Genomic DNA, 16,806 nt, shown 5'->3' on the forward strand with positions numbered 1-16,806 from the left:
CTTTTGCTAATCGTGCATGACTAAGCGTTTGTTTGTTGCTATGGCCATTAGTAAACCAAACCCAGCTAACAAAGTCACCATTGAGGTGCCTCCATAACTGATCAGCGGTAAGGGTACACCAACCACCGGCAATAAGCCGGAAACCATGCCAATATTTACAAGAACATAAACAAAAAAAGTAAGTGTTAGGCTGCCGGCAAGAAGTTTTTGATAAACTTTTTGCGCGCGCATGGCAATAATCATGCCGCGGAAGACGACAAAGCCATAGAGTAACAACAGGCCAATAACGCCAACCAGCCCAAATTCTTCGCTAAATACTGAGAAAATGAAGTCTGTATGACGCTCAGGAAGAAATTCGAGTTGTGATTGTGTGCCTTGCAGCCAACCCTTTCCTTCAACGCCTCCTGAGCCGATAGCAATCTTAGATTGAATAATTTGATAGCCAGCGCCGAGTGGATCACGCTCAGGGTCTAAAAAGGTTAATACTCGCTGGCGTTGGTAATCGTGCATCAAGAAAAACCACAATACGGGAACAAAGGCCCCTAATGCGGTGGCAAAAAATATAATTAATCGCCAGCTAATACCAGCTAAAAACAACACAAAAATACCGGAGCTAGCGATGAGAATCGACGTGCCTAAATCGGGTTGCTTCGCAATCATTAATGTCGGCACCATCAGCAACAAAAATGCTGCTGCCATGCGGCGTTTTGTCGGTGGTATACCGTGTTCAGCCAAAAACCAAGCGATTGTCATGGGAACGGCAAGCTTCATAATTTCTGATGGCTGAATGGTCACAAAACCGAGATTCAACCAGCGTTGTGCGCCTTTGCTAGACTCACCGAATAGAAGGACGCCAAGCAAGAGCACTACACCAAGTGCGAATAGGGGGAGGGAAAAGCGTTCAACCGCACCCAGTGGAATTTGCGCAATCACTAACATCGCTGTGAAAGCGAGGCCAATACGAATCACTTGGCGTTCAGTCATGGCTAAATCTTGCCCACTGGCAGAATAAACCGTGGCTAAACTTAATACGGCCAAAGTGAGTAGCCCAAGGAATAGGGGGCCGTCAATATGAAAACGCTGCAGCCACTTATTGCTTTCATTATTGCTGCGCATATCGTTGTTCCTGTTCAAAATAGAAGTCGAGCAACTTTCTCGCCATTGGTGCGGCAACGCTACCACCACCACCGAGGGTATTCTCAACTGCAATCACAACAACGAGCTCGGGATTATCAGCTGGTGCATAACCAACATACATGGCGTTATCACGGTAGCGCTCGTCAATTTCTTCGGCGTTATATTCTTCTTCCTGTCCGATACTGCGAACTTGTGCGGTTCCGGTTTTACCGCCACTGGTAAATGTTGCGTCTTTAAACGCGCTGTGTGCCGTGCCTTTGATTGAGCTGACCGTTAAATTGAGTGCACGCAATACAACATCCCAATTTCGGGGATTTTTCAAGGTAACCGGTTCACGTGTTTCAACAACGGCCGGAAGCACAACTTCGCCTTCTTGGATAGCGTGTAATAATCTTGGTACCGGTCGCTCTCCACGATTAACAACTACCGCCGTACCGACAGCAAGTTGTATCGGTGTTGTGGTCCAATAACTCTGACCAATGCCAATTGATACAGTTTCACCAGCGTACCAAGGTTGATTGAAACGGGCGCGCTTCCAGCCTCGTGACGGCATAACTGCGGATGATTCTTCAGCGATATCGATTCCGGTTCGAGCGCCGAAGCCATAGCGAACCATGTCGTCATGAATACTATCAATACCTAATTTCAACGCTAAGTCGTAATAAAACGTATCACAACTCTCAACAATAGCATCGGTAACATTAACCCAACCATGTCCCCAGGCTAGCCAGTCTCGATAGCGGTGGTCGACGCCTTCAATTTGAAACCAACCTGGGTCCCAAACTTTTGTGGTAGGTGTGATAATGCCTTGTTCGAGACCAAGTACAGCAAGCTGTGGCTTAACCGTTGAAGCAGGGGGATAACCACCCTGCGTTGAGCGATTCAACAAAGGTGAATGGCGTGAGCTGAGTAAGCTCTGATATTGCGCGTATGAGATTCCTTGGGCAAACCAGTTAGGGTCATAGCTTGGTTTACTTACCATCGCACGTATAGCGCCATCGCTAGGATCCATTAAAATAATCGAGCCGCGTTCATCCCCAAGAAGGTCATACGCAAACTGTTGGAGCTCGATATCGAGTTCAAGATGAAGATCTTGTCCTGGAATTGGGGGCTCTACCGAGAGCGTTCGAATATTGCGGCCATGAATATCAACTTCAACTTGCTGATAGCCGATGGTACCGTGCAACAACTCTTCGTAATAGCGTTCAACGCCAAGTTTTCCGATGACGCGAGTGGCCGCATAATTGGCGTGCTTATTCTGTTCGCGCAAGGTGTTTAAGTCATTCCGGTTTATTTTGGCAACATAACCAAGCGCATGCGTAATGGCTTCACCGTATGGGTAATGGCGAACGAGACGTGCTTCAATGCTAACACCGGGGAATTCATGCTGACGGACTGCGAACTTCGCCGCCTGTTGCTCCGTTAAACCGTCTAATAAAATAATTTGGTTAAAGCGTCTTTCACGTCGTCTGTTTTCATGAAATTCTGCAATGGTTTCATCATCAATGGCGAGCAATTGCTGCAATTCGGTTAACGTTTGAGTTAAATCTTGAACTTTCTCGGGGGTCACTTCAAGACTCATGACCGGTCGGTTTTCAGCTAATAAACGCCCTCGACGATCATAAATCAAACCACGATTGGGCGCTAACGGCACAACCTTAATTCGATTATCATTTGAGCGAGTTTGAAAGCTTTGGTGGTCAACGACCTGCAAGTGATACATGTTGGTAAACAACACGCCGAAAGCGAGTACAACAATAATTAAACTAACAAAAACACGGCGCCCAAACAGCGCAGATTCAGCATGATGATCTCGAATGGTGACGCGTTTATGCTTCATGTTACTCGCGATGATAAGGGTGGTTAGCTGTCACACTCCATGCTCGGTACAAGCTCTCGGCAATCAGCACACGTACCAGTGGGTGCGGTAGGGTAAGAGCCGACAATGACCAGCGTTCGTCGGCGGCAGCGATACATTCTGGCGCCAGACCTTCAGGCCCACCAACCAGTAAACTGACATCGCGTCCATCCATGAGCCAATTCTCAAGCCGCTGTGCAAGTTGTGGTGTGGTCCAGCTTTTGCCAGTAACTTCTAAGGTGACAATGCGGTCACCTTTACCAACTGCGGCGAGCATGGCTTCGCCTTCTTGTCGGAGGATACGGGGTATATCCGCGTTTTTCCCGCGCTTGCCAGCACTAATTTCAATAAGCTCGAGTTGGCAATCGGCGGGAAAACGTTTCGCGTAGGTTTGGTAACCGGTGCTGACCCAATCAGGCATTTTTTGCCCAACGGCAATCAGCCGAATACGCATTACTTGCGCCCCCAAAGCTTCTCTAGCTCGTAAAAGTCGCGAATAGATTCCTGCATGATATGGACGACCACATCACCGAGATCAACGAGTACCCATTCTGAATGCTCATGACCTTCAATACCTAATGGCGCAACGCCATGGTGTTTCGCTTCAGTTGCAACGTAGTTAGCAATACTACGTACATGTGTTTTTGAGTTACCTGAACAAATGATCATGTATTCGGCAACATCAGTTTGATCGTGAACATCAAGTACTTTAATGTCACGACCTTTGAGGTCTTCGACTTTGTCTACTACGAAATCGCGTAATTGTTCTGCTTGCAAGAGTTCCACACTCCAATAATTCGGCTAATAAAATAATCGCATAAAACGGGCGTAGTTTACCACGAAGCGATAGTAAAAATCAGCTAACGATAGAGTTGATGTGTTTGGATATAGTTAGCGACTGAGTTAGGAACGTAGTGTGTCCAAGATTGTTCGGTTTGAATGGCATTACGAATGGCAGTTGCCGATATATCAAACGCTGGCGTTTCAGCAAGATAAACACAGCCGCTCGCATGTTGATGAAGTTGTTCTGGTTGTTTCGTTTGTACGTTAGCTAACCACTGTTGAAGGGTTTCGCTAAACACATTATGTGAATGAGGACGACGCATCACCACTAAATGCGCATGATCAAGCAAATGCTCCCATTTATACCAGCTTTCCAATCCAGCAAAGGCATCCTCGCCAACAATGAATACCAGAGTATCTTGCGGCCAACGCTGATGAAATTGCTCTAAAGTCAACTGAGTATAAGACTTTCGTGATTGCAATAACTCCCAATTATCGGCGGTGCAGTTGGGAATGTCAGAGGCGGCAAGCGTTGCCATCGCGAAACGCTGTTCGGCTGTCGCACCAGGATAACTGCGATGTGGCGGTTGTGCACTCGGCAATAAAACTAAATGATCGGATTGAATTTGTTCACAGACACTGGAGGCGGCATTTAAATGTCCCCAATGAATCGGATCAAAGGTGCCACCTAAAATTGCGCGCATCATTGTGGTAATCGACTCACTAATTCCGGTTGACAGTAGAGCGTGACCAAGTGCGTTGCCAGGGTTCCGTAATCTTCACCGGAATCACGTTTGAAAGCATATTCAAGTCGTGCGAGTAACTCTGCAGCTTTACTGACCGCCTGAGGCGACATACGTTGACAGAAGTTCCGATAGGGTGCCTCTTGATTACGCCATACGCCATTCTTGCGACACGCGTCTGCAAAATTATCCGCTTGTTGTAACGTGCAAACCACCTGCCATTCACGCTGCAACATCCAATTCAGAATGGCTTCTTCAACCTCATCTTCAAGCAGTCGCGCAAGGCGGTGCAGGGCATTGCTAAGGTCGGCATGCAATATTGCTTCTTGCAACGCAAAGACATTGAAGCGGCTCTGATCTTGAGCAGCTTGCTGAATGGATTCAGCTGAGATTGGTTGCGGCAAATCAGTTAATGCAAGCTTCTGCAACTCTTGATCGAGCGCCAACAAGTTCCCCTCAAACCAATTGGCAAGCAGTTGGTTAGCTTCAGGGGTTAGTTGCAAGTTGTAACGCTGTGCCCGTTGTTGCACGAAGCGAGGTAAGCCGGCGCGATCAGGACTATTCGCATTAACGATCGGGCCAGCCGAAGCTAAATCCTGATACCATTTTGATTTGAGTTGCTCTTGTTTTAGCTTTGGCCCAATGACAATAAGTATTTGATCATCTAGTGGCGCCTTTGCATATTGTCGCAAGGCATCGGCACCTTCACGACCGGGTTTTCCCTCTGGCAGCTCAAGCTCAATTACTTTCTGACTTGAGAAGAGGCTGAGGCTGGCGCTTTGGTCGGTGAGCAGACGCCAGTCGAACTGACTATCTTGCACATGTCGCTGGCGCTCATCAATACCATGCTGGCGAGCTATTTTGCGGAGTTGCTGTAAAGCGTCGTCAATCAATAAAGGTGCATCACCGAACACACTGATGACTGCCGGTAACCCTTGTTGAGAAAATTGGTCATGCAGTTGTGCAGGTGCGAGTTGCATCGAAGCTACTCCGAGAGATGTGCAATGGTCTGACGTAACAGCAACCGGGCGGCTTCTTCGCGCATTTCTTGAACAAGGACTTCTCGTTCACGCGTTTTGGCCAAGGCAAAGTTTGGGTCATCTTGATAGTCACGATACACCTCAACTTGTTGCAGGGCAGAAATTTCACCTTGTTCAATGAGTTGATAGTAAACCGTGTAAATCATCTCGTATTCAGCTACTTGCCCTGACTGCGATAACGAGAGCGTTCGACGGTCTAGCGTATCGTCAAGAATTTCAATGACCAGACGCGTTTGCTGTGCTGACTCAATTTTTGCGCCGGCAAGGCTTAAACGGCGCTCCAAAACTTGTCCAAACTCGCTAAATGCAGGGGCTTCGATACTAACCGTTTGCATTGCTGCTGGTAGCTGATAATTATCACGCAGTTGAAAGCCACAGCCGGTTAGGGCTGTGGCAACTATTATAACGGTTAATTTCAGTATCAAATGCCGCATGGTTTAATTTGCCACAATGTTGAACAGTTTGCCTGGAACGTAAATTTGTTTACGGATGGTTTTGCCATCGATAAATTTTTGTACGTTTTCATCGGCAAGGGCAACTTCGGTAACTTGCTCTTGGCTGGCATCAGCTGGAACTGTAATTTTGCTACGAACTTTGCCGTTTACCTGCACAACCACAAGAACTGAGGTTTCAACTAACGCGTCTTCGTCAAATTGTGGCCATGCGGCAAAGTTAACGTCGTCGTTGTGTCCAAGCGCTTGCCATAATGCTTCACTCAGGTGCGGTGTGACTGGCGCGAGCATCAGTACCATAGCGTCTAGAGCTTCGGCCATAATGCCGCGGTCGAGTGCGCTATCAAGCGGCGCTTTTTGCAAGCGATTCAATAGCTCCATCACAGCAGCAATTGCGGTATTGAAGTGTTGGCGACGCCCCATGTCATCGGTGACTTTGGCAATGGTGCGATGAACTTCGCGACGAACCTCTTGTTGCGCCTCGGTAAGTTCGCTCCAAGCCTGGCTGCGTGGCTGCTCAGCAACCTCAACAAAATCGGCGACCAAACGCCAGACACGACGTAGGAATCGTTGCGCGCCTTCAACCCCTGAATCAGCCCACTCAAGTGTGGCTTCTGGTGGTGCTGCGAACATCATAAACAAGCGAACCGTATCGGCACCGTACTTGTCGATCATGACCTGAGGATCAATGCCGTTGTTCTTTGATTTTGACATTTTCGTCATGCCGCCGTGCTGCACCGGCTGGCCATCAGTTTTCAAAATTGCTGTGGCGATACGACCTTTCTCGTCGCGACTAATTTCGACATCCAGTGGCGAGTACCAGGTGATTTTTCCTGATGAATCTTCACGGAAGTAGCTGTCGGCTAGCACCATACCTTGGGTTAATAACCGCTTGAACGGCTCATCGGAGCTAACCAAACCGGTATCACGCAGCAGTTTGTGGAAGAAGCGTGCGTACAATAGGTGAAGAATTGCGTGTTCGATACCACCAATGTATTGATCGACTGGTAACCAGTAATTCGCTTGTTCAGGGTTAAGCATGCCATCATGGAAATTGGCACTACAATAACGTGCGTAGTACCACGACGATTCCATGAACGTATCGAAGGTATCTGTTTCATGCTCGGCTGGCGCACCGTTATAGGTTGTTTTTCGCCAGTTCTCATCGGCTTTAATTGGTGACGTGGTGCCATCCATAACCACATCTTCAGGCAAACGTACCGGCAGTTGGTCTTCTGGAACCGGCACCGATTCGCCGTTTGGCAAATTCAGCATCGGAATTGGAGCGCCCCAATAACGCTGACGTGATACACCCCAATCGCGTAGGCGATAATTCACCTGACGACGGCCAATACCACGTTGTTCTAGATGCTCAGCGATAGCGTTAAATGCATCGTCGCTCGATAAACCATTGTAATCGCCCGAGTTTATTGTGGTGCCTTTGGTTGTAATGGCACTCGAGTTGATATCTTCGTCACCAGATGCAGGGTTGATCACAACTTGAATAGGTAGATTGTAAGCGGTCGCAAATTCCCAATCGCGTTGATCGTGAGCAGGTACCGCCATGACTGCGCCTGAACCGTAATCCATGAGAACAAAGTTAGCGACCCAAACAGGAATTTCTTCACCGGTCATTGGGTGAACCGCACGAACGCCGGTATCCATGCCTTTCTTATCAATGGTCGCCAGTTCAGCTTCAGCCATCTTGGTGTTTTTGATGGTTTCGATAAATGCTGCGAGCTCTGGATTATTCGCTGCTGCTTCTTGTGCTAGCGGATGTTGCGCCGCTACCGCCATATAAGTGACACCGTAAAGCGTATCTGGGCGCGTGGTGTAAACGGTTAACTGACGTTCGCTATTGGCAATAGAGAAATCGATTTCTACGCCTTCAGAGCGACCAATCCAGTTCCGTTGCATGGTTTTAACTTGCTCTGGCCAACCTTCAAGTTGGTCAAGATCTGCGAGCAACTCATCGGCATAATCAGTGATTTTGATAAACCACTGTGGAATTTCTTTTTGCTCGACAATCGCTCCTGAACGCCAGCCGCGGCCATCAATAACCTGCTCGTTAGCTAGTACTGTTTGGTCAATTGGATCCCAGTTGACAGTCGCGTTCTTTTTGTACACCAAGCCTTTCTCAAATAGCTTCGTGAAAAACCATTGCTCCCAACGATAATATTCAGGTGTGCAGGTGGCAATTTCACGCGACCAATCATAACCAAAGCCTAATGACTTTAATTGGTTACGCATGTAATCAATATTTTGATAGGTCCACTTAGCAGGCGCGGTTTGGTTCTGGATAGCAGCATTTTCTGCAGGTAAGCCAAACGCATCCCAACCCATCGGTTGCAATACATTTTTGCCTTGCATGCGTTGATAGCGGGCAACGACGTCGCCAAGCGTGTAGTTACGCACGTGACCCATGTGGAGCTTACCGCTTGGATAAGGAAACATCGATAAGCAATAAAACTTTTCTTTGTTTGGGTCTTCGGTAACGTTAAATACTTGGTCGTGTTCCCAACGTTGTTGAACCGCTGGTTCAACAACGGCCGGATCATATTGTTCCGCTATTTTTTTTGACATCTGACTATCCATTCAACTGCTTATTTTTAGATTAAAGTGCGTACCACATCATCAGCATTACAACGACACCAAAGATGCCAAAAAATGCATATTCGAGGCGCTCACGCTGTTGTGCATCCCGATCTTCGTTGCGGTGAAAAGCAAACATGCCTAGGCTAGTTACACCAAGTGAACCAGCGCCGACCAAAACAGCAAATAATATAGCAGCAATAACGTTTTCCATGGCGATTCTCCATGCTGAGATTAATGAATGTTTTATACAGTAGCTTGAGTAAGCTTAGTTTACTGATTTTGAGCGTGCTTGACTACGACGAAGTGCTATCAAAGTACTGACCAATGCCGTTAAAACAGCAATTAACCAAGCTCCTAACGAACCGAATAATTGATACAAAGTTTGTCCTCGAACTATCGGTACTTCAGCGCTTAACGCCGTTGACGTAAATTGAGGTGCTCGGGCTAATTCATTCCCATAGGCATCCACGACGGCAGTTATACCATTATTAGTGGCGCGCAACAGTGGTCGGCCTAGCTCGAGTGCTCGCATACGAGCAATTTGCATATGTTGTGCGGGGCCATGCGATGCGCCAAACCAGGTATCGTTACTTACCGTCAAAATATAATCTGTATTAGCTGAAACATTCGCGCGAACTTGCGCTGGAAATGCAATTTCATAGCATATCGCACCCGCCAAATGAAAGCCTTTCGCTCGTAAGTTTGGCTGTTCGAAGTCACCCCGGGTGAACGAGCTCATTGGTAAATCAAACAACGGCGCCAATGGACGAAGCAAATCTTCAAAGGGAACAAACTCACCAATAGGCAATAATTGATGTTTTTGATAGCGATTAGTGTGACCGTGCGCGTAGGGTTCTACCGGTTGAAATGGGGCATCGAGTCCCAACACAATCATCGTATTAAAGTACTCACTGTTTTGGTAATCAATGATACCGGTAATCAATGTGGTGTCAGTGTCTACCAAAGCTTTGTGAATATTCTTCAGAACATCGTCGGTGTATGGCTCAGGCATTGTAACGGCGGATTCTGGCCAAACAATGATGTCATGGGTTGGATAATGCGGGCGACTCAAATCCAAATATGTCATGAGCGATTGCCAATGCTGGTCAGGATTCCATTTAATAGACTGCTCTATGTTGCCTTGTACCAAGAGCACGCGAGCTTCTTCGCCGGTTGCTTTTATCGGGCTAATCCATGGCAAAGCAAATGGGATAATCAGTAAGCCAAAAGCGACCAGTCCGAATTCTTTGCGTTGGTGTTCAAACCAACAGAACAATGAAATGGCAATCGACCATAAAATAACCGTTACGCCAACACCACCTAACCAAGGTGCGTAATTGCCAAGCCAGCTATCGGTTTGTGTGTAGCCGAGTTCTAACCATGGAAATCCGGTAAGAAACCAGCCGCGAATCGATTCACTGATAAGCCAAGTAAGCGGCAGAATGCCGATTGCGAAAGCACCGAACTTGCGCTCGAAATATTTCCAAAGGAATAAGGCGAGAGCTGGGAAGATACTTAGATATATAAATAAAGCGGCGAGAACCGCAATTGACGCAAGTACGGGTAGGCCACCGAATTGATCGATACTGACGTAGATCCAGCTCAATCCAGCGCTAAACCAGCCTAGTCCGAAATAGAAACCGATGCGCCACGCCATATATGGCGTAGCATGGCGGGTGGTGAATAATAATCCGAATAATACAGGAAGTACTAACCATGCTTGCGAGAACGGTGCGTAACTGAAAACAAGGCTGCCACCGAGTAGCAACGCAATAATGCGGCGAATGTTCATTTAGTCCGCATCTACAACGTTATTGGCATCCGTCATGGTTACCTGAAGTTGCTGAATCCGACGCTTATCAGCACCGGTAACTTTAAACAAAATACCACCGAGAGTTAACTCTTCACCAACTTGCGGCAAATGACCGAAGCCGTGGGCAACCATCCCACCAATGGTGTCATATTCTTCATCACCAAATGTCGTGTTAAAGTAGTCATTGAAATCTTCAATGGTGGTCAGAGCCTTCACGGAATAGCGTGATTTATTGATACGTCGAATATCCGCTTTGTTGTCTTCGTTGTAGTCAGTTTCGTCTTCAATTTCGCCAACAATTTCTTCTAAGATGTCTTCAATAGTGACAAGACCTGAAACACCGCCGTATTCATCTACAACAATGGCCATGTGATAGCGCTGTGAGCGAAATTCTTTCAACAACACATCAACACGTTTGCTTTCAGGAACAATCACCGCTGGGCGGATCACTTCAGATAAGGCAAACTCATGGTCGGTCATGCCAAAACCATAAGCGAGTAAATCCTTCGCGAGTAATATCCCTTCAATGTGATCTTTGTTTTCACTAACCACGGGGTAGCGGCTGTGCTGTGAGTCAATCACAATTGGTAAAAACGATTCGACGCTCTGGTTGATATCAATGGTTACCATTTGCGAACGAGGCACCATAATGTCGCGAACTTTAAGTTCGGCAACGTCTAGCACACCTTCGATCATTTCCTTGGTGTCATTATCAATTAAGTCGCGTTCTTCGGCGTCTTGGATTAAATCAACTAACTCTTCGCGGCTGTTCGGCTCTCCGGTAAAAAGTTGCAACAGTTTGGTTGCCCACGTTTTACGCGCAGAACCGTTGGTAGAGTGTGGATTATCATCGCTCATGTGCTGTTTTTACTCCGTTTAGTGCTGGTCATCAGCGTAGTCATCAGCATAGGGGTCAGCATACCCCAGTGCTGCTAGAATGTCTCTTTCGAGCTGTTCCATATGCTCGGCTTCGTCGTCTTCAATATGGTCATAACCTAGCAAATGCAAGGTTCCGTGTACAACCATATGCGCCCAATGCGCAATCAACGGCTTATTCTGTTCATTTGCTTCGTTGGCAACAACCTCAGCACAAATCACCAAATCACCGAGTAAATTAATCGGCAACGGTATCGGAGACTCGAACGGGAACGATAGCACGTTAGTGGCATACGCTTTATTTCGATATTGCTGATTAAGCGCTAAACCTTCTTCAGGATCAACAATGCGTAGGGTTAATTCTGTTTCTGTGATGCTGTTCAGGTGGTGTAGCACCGCTTCAACCCAGGCTTCAAAAGAAGCTTCTGACGGCAAATCAGCTGCATCACAGGCAATCTGCACGTCGATAGTTACGTGGTTCATTAGTTTTCGTCAAACGCCTCATAAGCCTGAACGATGCGTTGCACCACAGGGTGGCGCACGACATCAGAAGCTTGGAAGAAAGTGAAACTGACATCATCGACATCTTTCAGTACTTCGATGACGTGGCGTAGTCCAGATTTTTGGCCTCGCGGCAAGTCAACCTGAGTGATATCACCTGTGATAACGGCACGAGAATTAAAGCCGATACGGGTAAGGAACATTTTCATCTGTTCGCACGTCGTGTTTTGACTTTCATCGAGAATAATAAACGCGTCGTTTAATGTGCGACCACGCATATAGGCAAGTGGTGCAACTTCTATGACATTGCGTTCAATGAGCTTTTCAACTCTTTCAAACCCGAGCATTTCAAATAATGCGTCGTATAACGGACGTAAGTACGGGTCGACCTTTTGTGCGAGATCGCCAGGTAAAAAGCCAAGTTTTTCACCGGCTTCAACCGCTGGACGCGTTAACAAAATACGGCGAATCTCTTGGCGTTCCAATGCGTCTACAGCACAAGCCACCGCCAAATACGTTTTACCAGTACCGGCAGGGCCAACGCCAAAGTTAACGTCATGAGTCAAAATAGCGCGTACATATTCAGACTGGTTATGATTGCGCGGCTTAATTAACCCACGTTTGGTTTTGATGTGGGTCATTTTTTCTGCCGCCGGATCATTCTCCGGTGACTGCTCGAGCACTTTGGCTTGTTGCACCGCTAAGTGCACCATTTGCGGTGTTACTTTGCCTTCTTCGCCTTTAACCGTTGCGGTTTCGACATAAAGATCACGCAGAATTTTGGCGCCTGCTTGCACCGTATGGTTCGGACCAATCAAACGGAATTCATTATGGCGATAGCTAATTTCAATGCCTAAACGACGTTCGATATGCTTTAAATTTTCATCTAAAGCGCCGCAAAGATCAGCGATGCGGCGATTATCGGCTGGTTCTAAATCGATGTCCAACGTACTAACAGTTTGACTCAAGGTTACCTCGTTACTTTAATTGGCTTGTGGCGGCACAAAGGTGGCGACACCCAATTCATCAGGCTGTGTTTTTGCCTGACGTGCGAGAATGGCTTGTGGCGATGTATCGACTCGTAAGCCCATATCGGATTCCACGCGCAAGACTTCGCCACGCAGTGAGTTGACAAAGACATCGGTGACTTTCACATCAACAAATTTACCGATCATATCTGGCGTACCCATAAAGTTCACAACACGGTTGTTCTCAGTACGCCCGCTTAACTCCATTGGGTCTTTTTTCGATGGTCCAGTAACCAAAATACGTTGTTCAGTACCTAACATACGGCGAGCATGAGCGTGCGCCTGCTGATTCAAGCGTTGCTGCAATAGTTGCAGGCGCTGCTTTTTGGTATCTTCGCTAACGTCATCAGGTAAATCGGCAGCTGGTGTACCAGGGCGCGCACTATAGATGAAACTGAAGCTCATGTCATAGTCAACGGCTTGAATCAAATCCATAGTTGCTTCGAAATCAGCATCGGTTTCACCCGGGAAGCCAATGATAAAGTCGGAGCTCATCGCGATGTCTGGGCGAATTTTTTTCAGCTTACGGATCTGAGATTTGTACTCAAGCGCCGTATGGCCGCGTTTCATCAATGTCAGAATGCGGTCAGAACCACTTTGCACAGGTAAATGCAAATGGCTCACCAGCTCAGGAATGGTCGCGTAGGCTTCAATAATATCGTCAGTAAACTCGACCGGATGAGAGGTGGTGTAACGGATACGGTCAATGCCATCAATGGCTGCTACCAAATGCAGTAATTCAGCAAAACGACAAACGGTGCCGTCATGATGCTCACCACGGAACGCGTTCACATTCTGCCCAAGTAAATTCACTTCGCGAACGCCTTGTTCAGCAAGCTGAGCGATTTCAAATAACACGTCATCAACTGGACGACTAACTTCTTCGCCGCGGGTATAAGGCACAACGCAGAAGGTACAGTATTTGCTGCACCCTTCCATAATTGAAACAAACGCGCTTGGACCATCAGCTTTTGGTTCTGGTAAGCGGTCAAATTTTTCAATTTCCGGAAACGAAATATCAACCATTGGTGTGTGGTTGGTCTGAACTTGTTTGACCATTTCTGGCAAGCGATGCAGTGTTTGCGGACCGAAGACGATATCAACATATGGCGCGCGTTGACGAATATGATCACCTTCTTGCGATGCCACACAGCCGCCCACACCAATAACGAGATCAGGATTTTTATCTTTAAGAGTTTTCCAGCGCCCTAATTGATGGAACACTTTCTCTTGCGCCTTTTCGCGAATAGAGCAGGTGTTGAGCAGGATTAAGTCAGCCTCTTCTGGCTCTGCAGCGACATCATAACCGTGCGTTGCTTTGAGTAGATCAGCCATTTTCGCTGAATCGTACTCGTTCATCTGACAACCCCACGTTTTAATATATAACTTCTTACTCATAAACCTCTGCGCTCATCTACTTCGTTGTGTCGCTTATCACATTGATACGACCACAATCGGACACCACATCATAAAAGGGTAGCTATTTTAGCTTGAACCAAGCCTAACTGCCAACTTTGTGACCAGTTTCTGCCTTGCGACGTGTACGAATTGCTAAATATCCCGCAACCGTAATAATCGAGGCGCCTAAAATCATACTCACGGTAATGGGTTCATCCCAAAACCAATACCCCATAAGCGCCGCAAATATCACCGAGCTGTAGGTGAATACACCCACTCGAGCCGCCGGTGCTAGCGCAAAAGCCTTGGTCATGCCGAGCTGTCCTGCAACGGCTAAGCCACCCATGGCAATAATACCCAACCAATGTTCACTAGCAATTGACTCACCACGCCAAATTAACGGAATGGCTGAAATCACGGTTGCTAATGTCGAAAAATAAAAGACAATTTTACTTGATGACTCTGTTGCTGACATCTGTCGGATCAAGGTTTTGGTAAATGCAGCTAAACAAGCCGCAATAAAAGCGATACCGATAATCGGTGATAAATGCGTCTCGGCAGGGTTTAAGAAAACAAATACCCCAATAAAACCAATACCAATCGCAATCCAAGTTTGCGCGAGCACGCGTTCTTTTAACCAAACCCGACCGATAATTGGAATAATAAATGGCGATAACAGTAACACCAAGGTCGCTTGCGCGAGTGGCAGATTTGCGATGGCGTAAAAGAAAAGATACATCGCGGCAAGCCCAGCTAAACCGCGTGTTAAATGAAAACGCCATGCTTTGGTTTTGAATGCATCAGGGCCTTTACGCCATAACCATGGTAGCAATACGACAAACGCCATTAAGTTTCTGAAAAACACTAATTGTTCAGAAGGCAAATCGGTGCTCAAATACTTTACTAACGCACTGACGCCAGCAAAACAAAGCTCGGCGCCAAGTACCAAAGCAGAAGCAATCACCACCGTTCGTTGTGGGGTGTCCATAATGTCCTTACGCGGTGTTTTAACCGCACCCAGAGAGAAGAATAATGAACCGTTATCTTATCACGATCACTTTACTTACGTTGAGCAATGTTTTTATGACCTTTGCGTGGTACGCGCATTTAAAAAACATGGCCGACAAACCTTGGATTATTGCTGCATTTGCGAGTTGGGGTATCGCTCTTATTGAATATTTGCTGCAAGTTCCCGCGAACCGAATTGGTTACGAGGTAATGAATCTTGGACAATTAAAAATTCTACAAGAAGTGATCACACTCTCAGTTTTTGTGCCATTTGCCTTGTTTTACATGAAAGAAAAATTAACTTGGGATTATTTATGGGCTGGGCTGTGTATTTGTGGCGCAGTATTTTTTATTATGCGAAGTAAGTTAACTGGGTAAATAGGTATAAATATATGAATGTGGTCGTTGTCGGCGGTGGTATGGTGGGCGCTAGTGCGGCTGTTTCCATAGCGAAACTGGGGCATCACGTAACCGTTATAGAAGCGGGCAAGACTGTTCTAAGTGAAGGTGATTGGGATTTACGTATTTCATCCATTCATTTGCGAAATGTTGAGTGGCTGAAAGAGTTAGGCACTTGGTCAAACATTCGCGCTGAGCGCAAATTCATGTATACCGATTTGGCGGTGCAGACTCTTGATGGTTACCGGTTGAATTTTTCTAATAATGACGTTGATGCGTTAGCTCTTGGCGCGATGGTTGAAAATAATGCATTGCAAGAAGCGTTATGGGAGCAATTCTCAGAGCACAATATTTCGGTATACAGTGAAACACGCGTAGAACACTTTGATTTAACTGATCGTCGTGTGAGGTTAAGCAACGGCGAAATACTCACCTATGATTTGTTGCTTGGTGCCGATGGCGCACAGTCACAAGTGGCAAAGGCCGCGCAAATTGGCCAACGTGGGTGGGATTATGATATGCGTTGTATGCTTGCCATAGCCGATGTTGAGAAGCCATTACCTGCGGCCACCTGGGAAATTTTTCGTAGTGAAGGGCCATTTGCGCTGCTGCCATTAAACGATCATCTAGCTTGTTTAATCGACTATCGTTCAGAACAACAATGGCAAGAATTTACTGGAAAGAATGAAGCAGTACAGCAAAGTTTGAACAATGTTTTCGAACCTCATATTGGCAAACATACCATCACTCAATTCGCGAGCTTCCCATTACGTCGACAACGTGCATTGCGATATATCAGCCACGATTCGATTGCCTTGATTGGTGACGCGGCGCATAGCATTCATCCGCTAGCGGGGCAGGGTGTGAACTTAGGCTTTGCTGATGTACAAGAATTAACGCGGCAACTTGTTGAGCAGCCCCTTCCAGAGGCATTAGCCAAATATGAGCGGATTCGTATGCAAGAGAATCAACAGATGATGCGCGCGATGGATGCGATTCACGTTGGTTTCCGCTCACAACATTTGCTACCGCGAGGTTTGTTAGCGCTTGGATTGGCATTAGTTGATAAGGTTGCACCACTGAAACGTGAGCTTGTGCGCAAAGCCATCGGCTTCTGAACCGTTATTGGCTATTCGTTATTGGTTACTCGAAGGGGAAATTCGGGAAACAAAAAA

At 46.8% G+C, this 16,806-nt stretch carries 17 protein-coding genes; 2 read left to right on the top strand and 15 right to left on the bottom strand.

Features of this window, described 5'->3' with window-relative positions; translation table 11 throughout:
• Nucleotides 1-6: 6 nt before the first annotated feature.
• The 15 genes from rodA to D3795_RS01230 all read right to left on the bottom strand — a co-directional run bounded on the left by rodA (nt 7) and on the right by D3795_RS01230 (nt 15,212).
• On the bottom strand, nt 7-1,116 hold the full coding sequence (rodA, locus tag D3795_RS01160; protein WP_156265787.1) for a rod shape-determining protein RodA: 1,110 nt from the start codon (nt 1,114-1,116) through the stop codon (nt 7-9).
• The gene (mrdA, locus tag D3795_RS01165) at nt 1,103-2,977 is read right to left on the bottom strand and encodes a penicillin-binding protein 2 (protein ID WP_156265788.1); all 1,875 of its coding nucleotides are present in this window, start codon (nt 2,975-2,977) and stop codon (nt 1,103-1,105) included. Before mrdA ends, rodA begins: the two co-directional genes overlap by 14 nt.
• A 1-nt stretch (nt 2,978) precedes the next feature.
• Nucleotides 2,979-3,449: a 23S rRNA (pseudouridine(1915)-N(3))-methyltransferase RlmH gene (rlmH, locus tag D3795_RS01170; RefSeq protein ID WP_156265789.1), complete on the bottom strand. Its 471-nt coding sequence runs from the start codon at nt 3,447-3,449 to the stop codon at nt 2,979-2,981.
• Nucleotides 3,449-3,772, bottom strand: a complete 324-nt coding sequence (rsfS, locus tag D3795_RS01175) for a ribosome silencing factor (RefSeq protein ID WP_092856909.1) — start codon at nt 3,770-3,772, stop codon at nt 3,449-3,451. Before rsfS ends, rlmH begins: the two co-directional genes overlap by 1 nt.
• A gap of 83 nt (nt 3,773-3,855) precedes the next feature.
• Complete coding sequence (nadD, locus tag D3795_RS01180; protein WP_156265790.1) at nt 3,856-4,485, bottom strand: nicotinate-nucleotide adenylyltransferase; 630 nt, start codon at nt 4,483-4,485, stop codon at nt 3,856-3,858.
• Nucleotides 4,482-5,501, bottom strand: a complete 1,020-nt coding sequence (gene holA / locus D3795_RS01185; protein WP_156265791.1) for a DNA polymerase III subunit delta — start codon at nt 5,499-5,501, stop codon at nt 4,482-4,484. The genes nadD and holA overlap by 4 nt, the downstream gene beginning before the upstream one ends.
• 5 nt (nt 5,502-5,506) lie before the next feature.
• Nucleotides 5,507-5,995: an LPS-assembly lipoprotein LptE gene (locus tag D3795_RS01190; protein WP_156265792.1), complete on the bottom strand. Its 489-nt coding sequence runs from the start codon at nt 5,993-5,995 to the stop codon at nt 5,507-5,509.
• Between the two features lie 3 nt (nt 5,996-5,998).
• Nucleotides 5,999-8,596, bottom strand: a complete 2,598-nt coding sequence (gene leuS / locus D3795_RS01195) for a leucine--tRNA ligase (protein ID WP_156265793.1) — start codon at nt 8,594-8,596, stop codon at nt 5,999-6,001.
• A 31-nt stretch (nt 8,597-8,627) separates the two neighbouring features.
• A complete protein-coding gene (locus tag D3795_RS01200) occupies nt 8,628-8,819 on the bottom strand; it encodes a hypothetical protein (RefSeq protein WP_156265794.1) in 192 nt (63 codons plus the stop codon).
• A 54-nt stretch (nt 8,820-8,873) separates the two neighbouring features.
• Nucleotides 8,874-10,400 carry an apolipoprotein N-acyltransferase gene (gene lnt, locus D3795_RS01205; protein ID WP_156265795.1) on the bottom strand — a complete coding sequence of 509 codons (1,527 nt, stop codon included), beginning with the start codon at nt 10,398-10,400 and terminating at the stop codon, nt 8,874-8,876.
• A complete protein-coding gene (gene corC, locus D3795_RS01210; RefSeq protein WP_156265796.1) occupies nt 10,401-11,279 on the bottom strand; it encodes a CNNM family magnesium/cobalt transport protein CorC in 879 nt (292 codons plus the stop codon).
• Nucleotides 11,280-11,297: 18 nt separating this feature from the next.
• On the bottom strand, nt 11,298-11,780 hold the full coding sequence (gene ybeY / locus D3795_RS01215; RefSeq protein WP_156265797.1) for an rRNA maturation RNase YbeY: 483 nt from the start codon (nt 11,778-11,780) through the stop codon (nt 11,298-11,300).
• Nucleotides 11,780-12,766 (bottom strand): PhoH family protein, encoded by a 987-nt coding sequence (locus D3795_RS01220; protein ID WP_156265798.1) that lies wholly within the window; start codon nt 12,764-12,766, stop codon nt 11,780-11,782. The genes ybeY and D3795_RS01220 overlap by 1 nt, the downstream gene beginning before the upstream one ends.
• 15 nt (nt 12,767-12,781) lie before the next feature.
• On the bottom strand, nt 12,782-14,224 hold the full coding sequence (gene miaB, locus D3795_RS01225) for a tRNA (N6-isopentenyl adenosine(37)-C2)-methylthiotransferase MiaB (RefSeq protein WP_156265799.1): 1,443 nt from the start codon (nt 14,222-14,224) through the stop codon (nt 12,782-12,784).
• 103 nt (nt 14,225-14,327) lie between these two features.
• On the bottom strand, nt 14,328-15,212 hold the full coding sequence (locus tag D3795_RS01230) for a DMT family transporter (protein WP_156265800.1): 885 nt from the start codon (nt 15,210-15,212) through the stop codon (nt 14,328-14,330).
• 44 nt (nt 15,213-15,256) lie between these two features.
• On the opposite strand from D3795_RS01230, the gene D3795_RS01235 reads away from it, so the two are divergent.
• Nucleotides 15,257-15,610: a DMT family protein gene (locus D3795_RS01235; protein ID WP_092855638.1), complete on the top strand. Its 354-nt coding sequence runs from the start codon at nt 15,257-15,259 to the stop codon at nt 15,608-15,610.
• A gap of 14 nt (nt 15,611-15,624) precedes the next feature.
• Complete coding sequence (locus tag D3795_RS01240; protein WP_156265801.1) at nt 15,625-16,749, top strand: FAD-dependent monooxygenase; 1,125 nt, start codon at nt 15,625-15,627, stop codon at nt 16,747-16,749.
• Nucleotides 16,750-16,806 lie beyond the last annotated feature (57 nt).

The organism is Pseudidiomarina andamanensis (assembly GCF_009734345.1).
GTDB classification, from domain to species: domain Bacteria; phylum Pseudomonadota; class Gammaproteobacteria; order Enterobacterales; family Alteromonadaceae; genus Pseudidiomarina; species Pseudidiomarina andamanensis.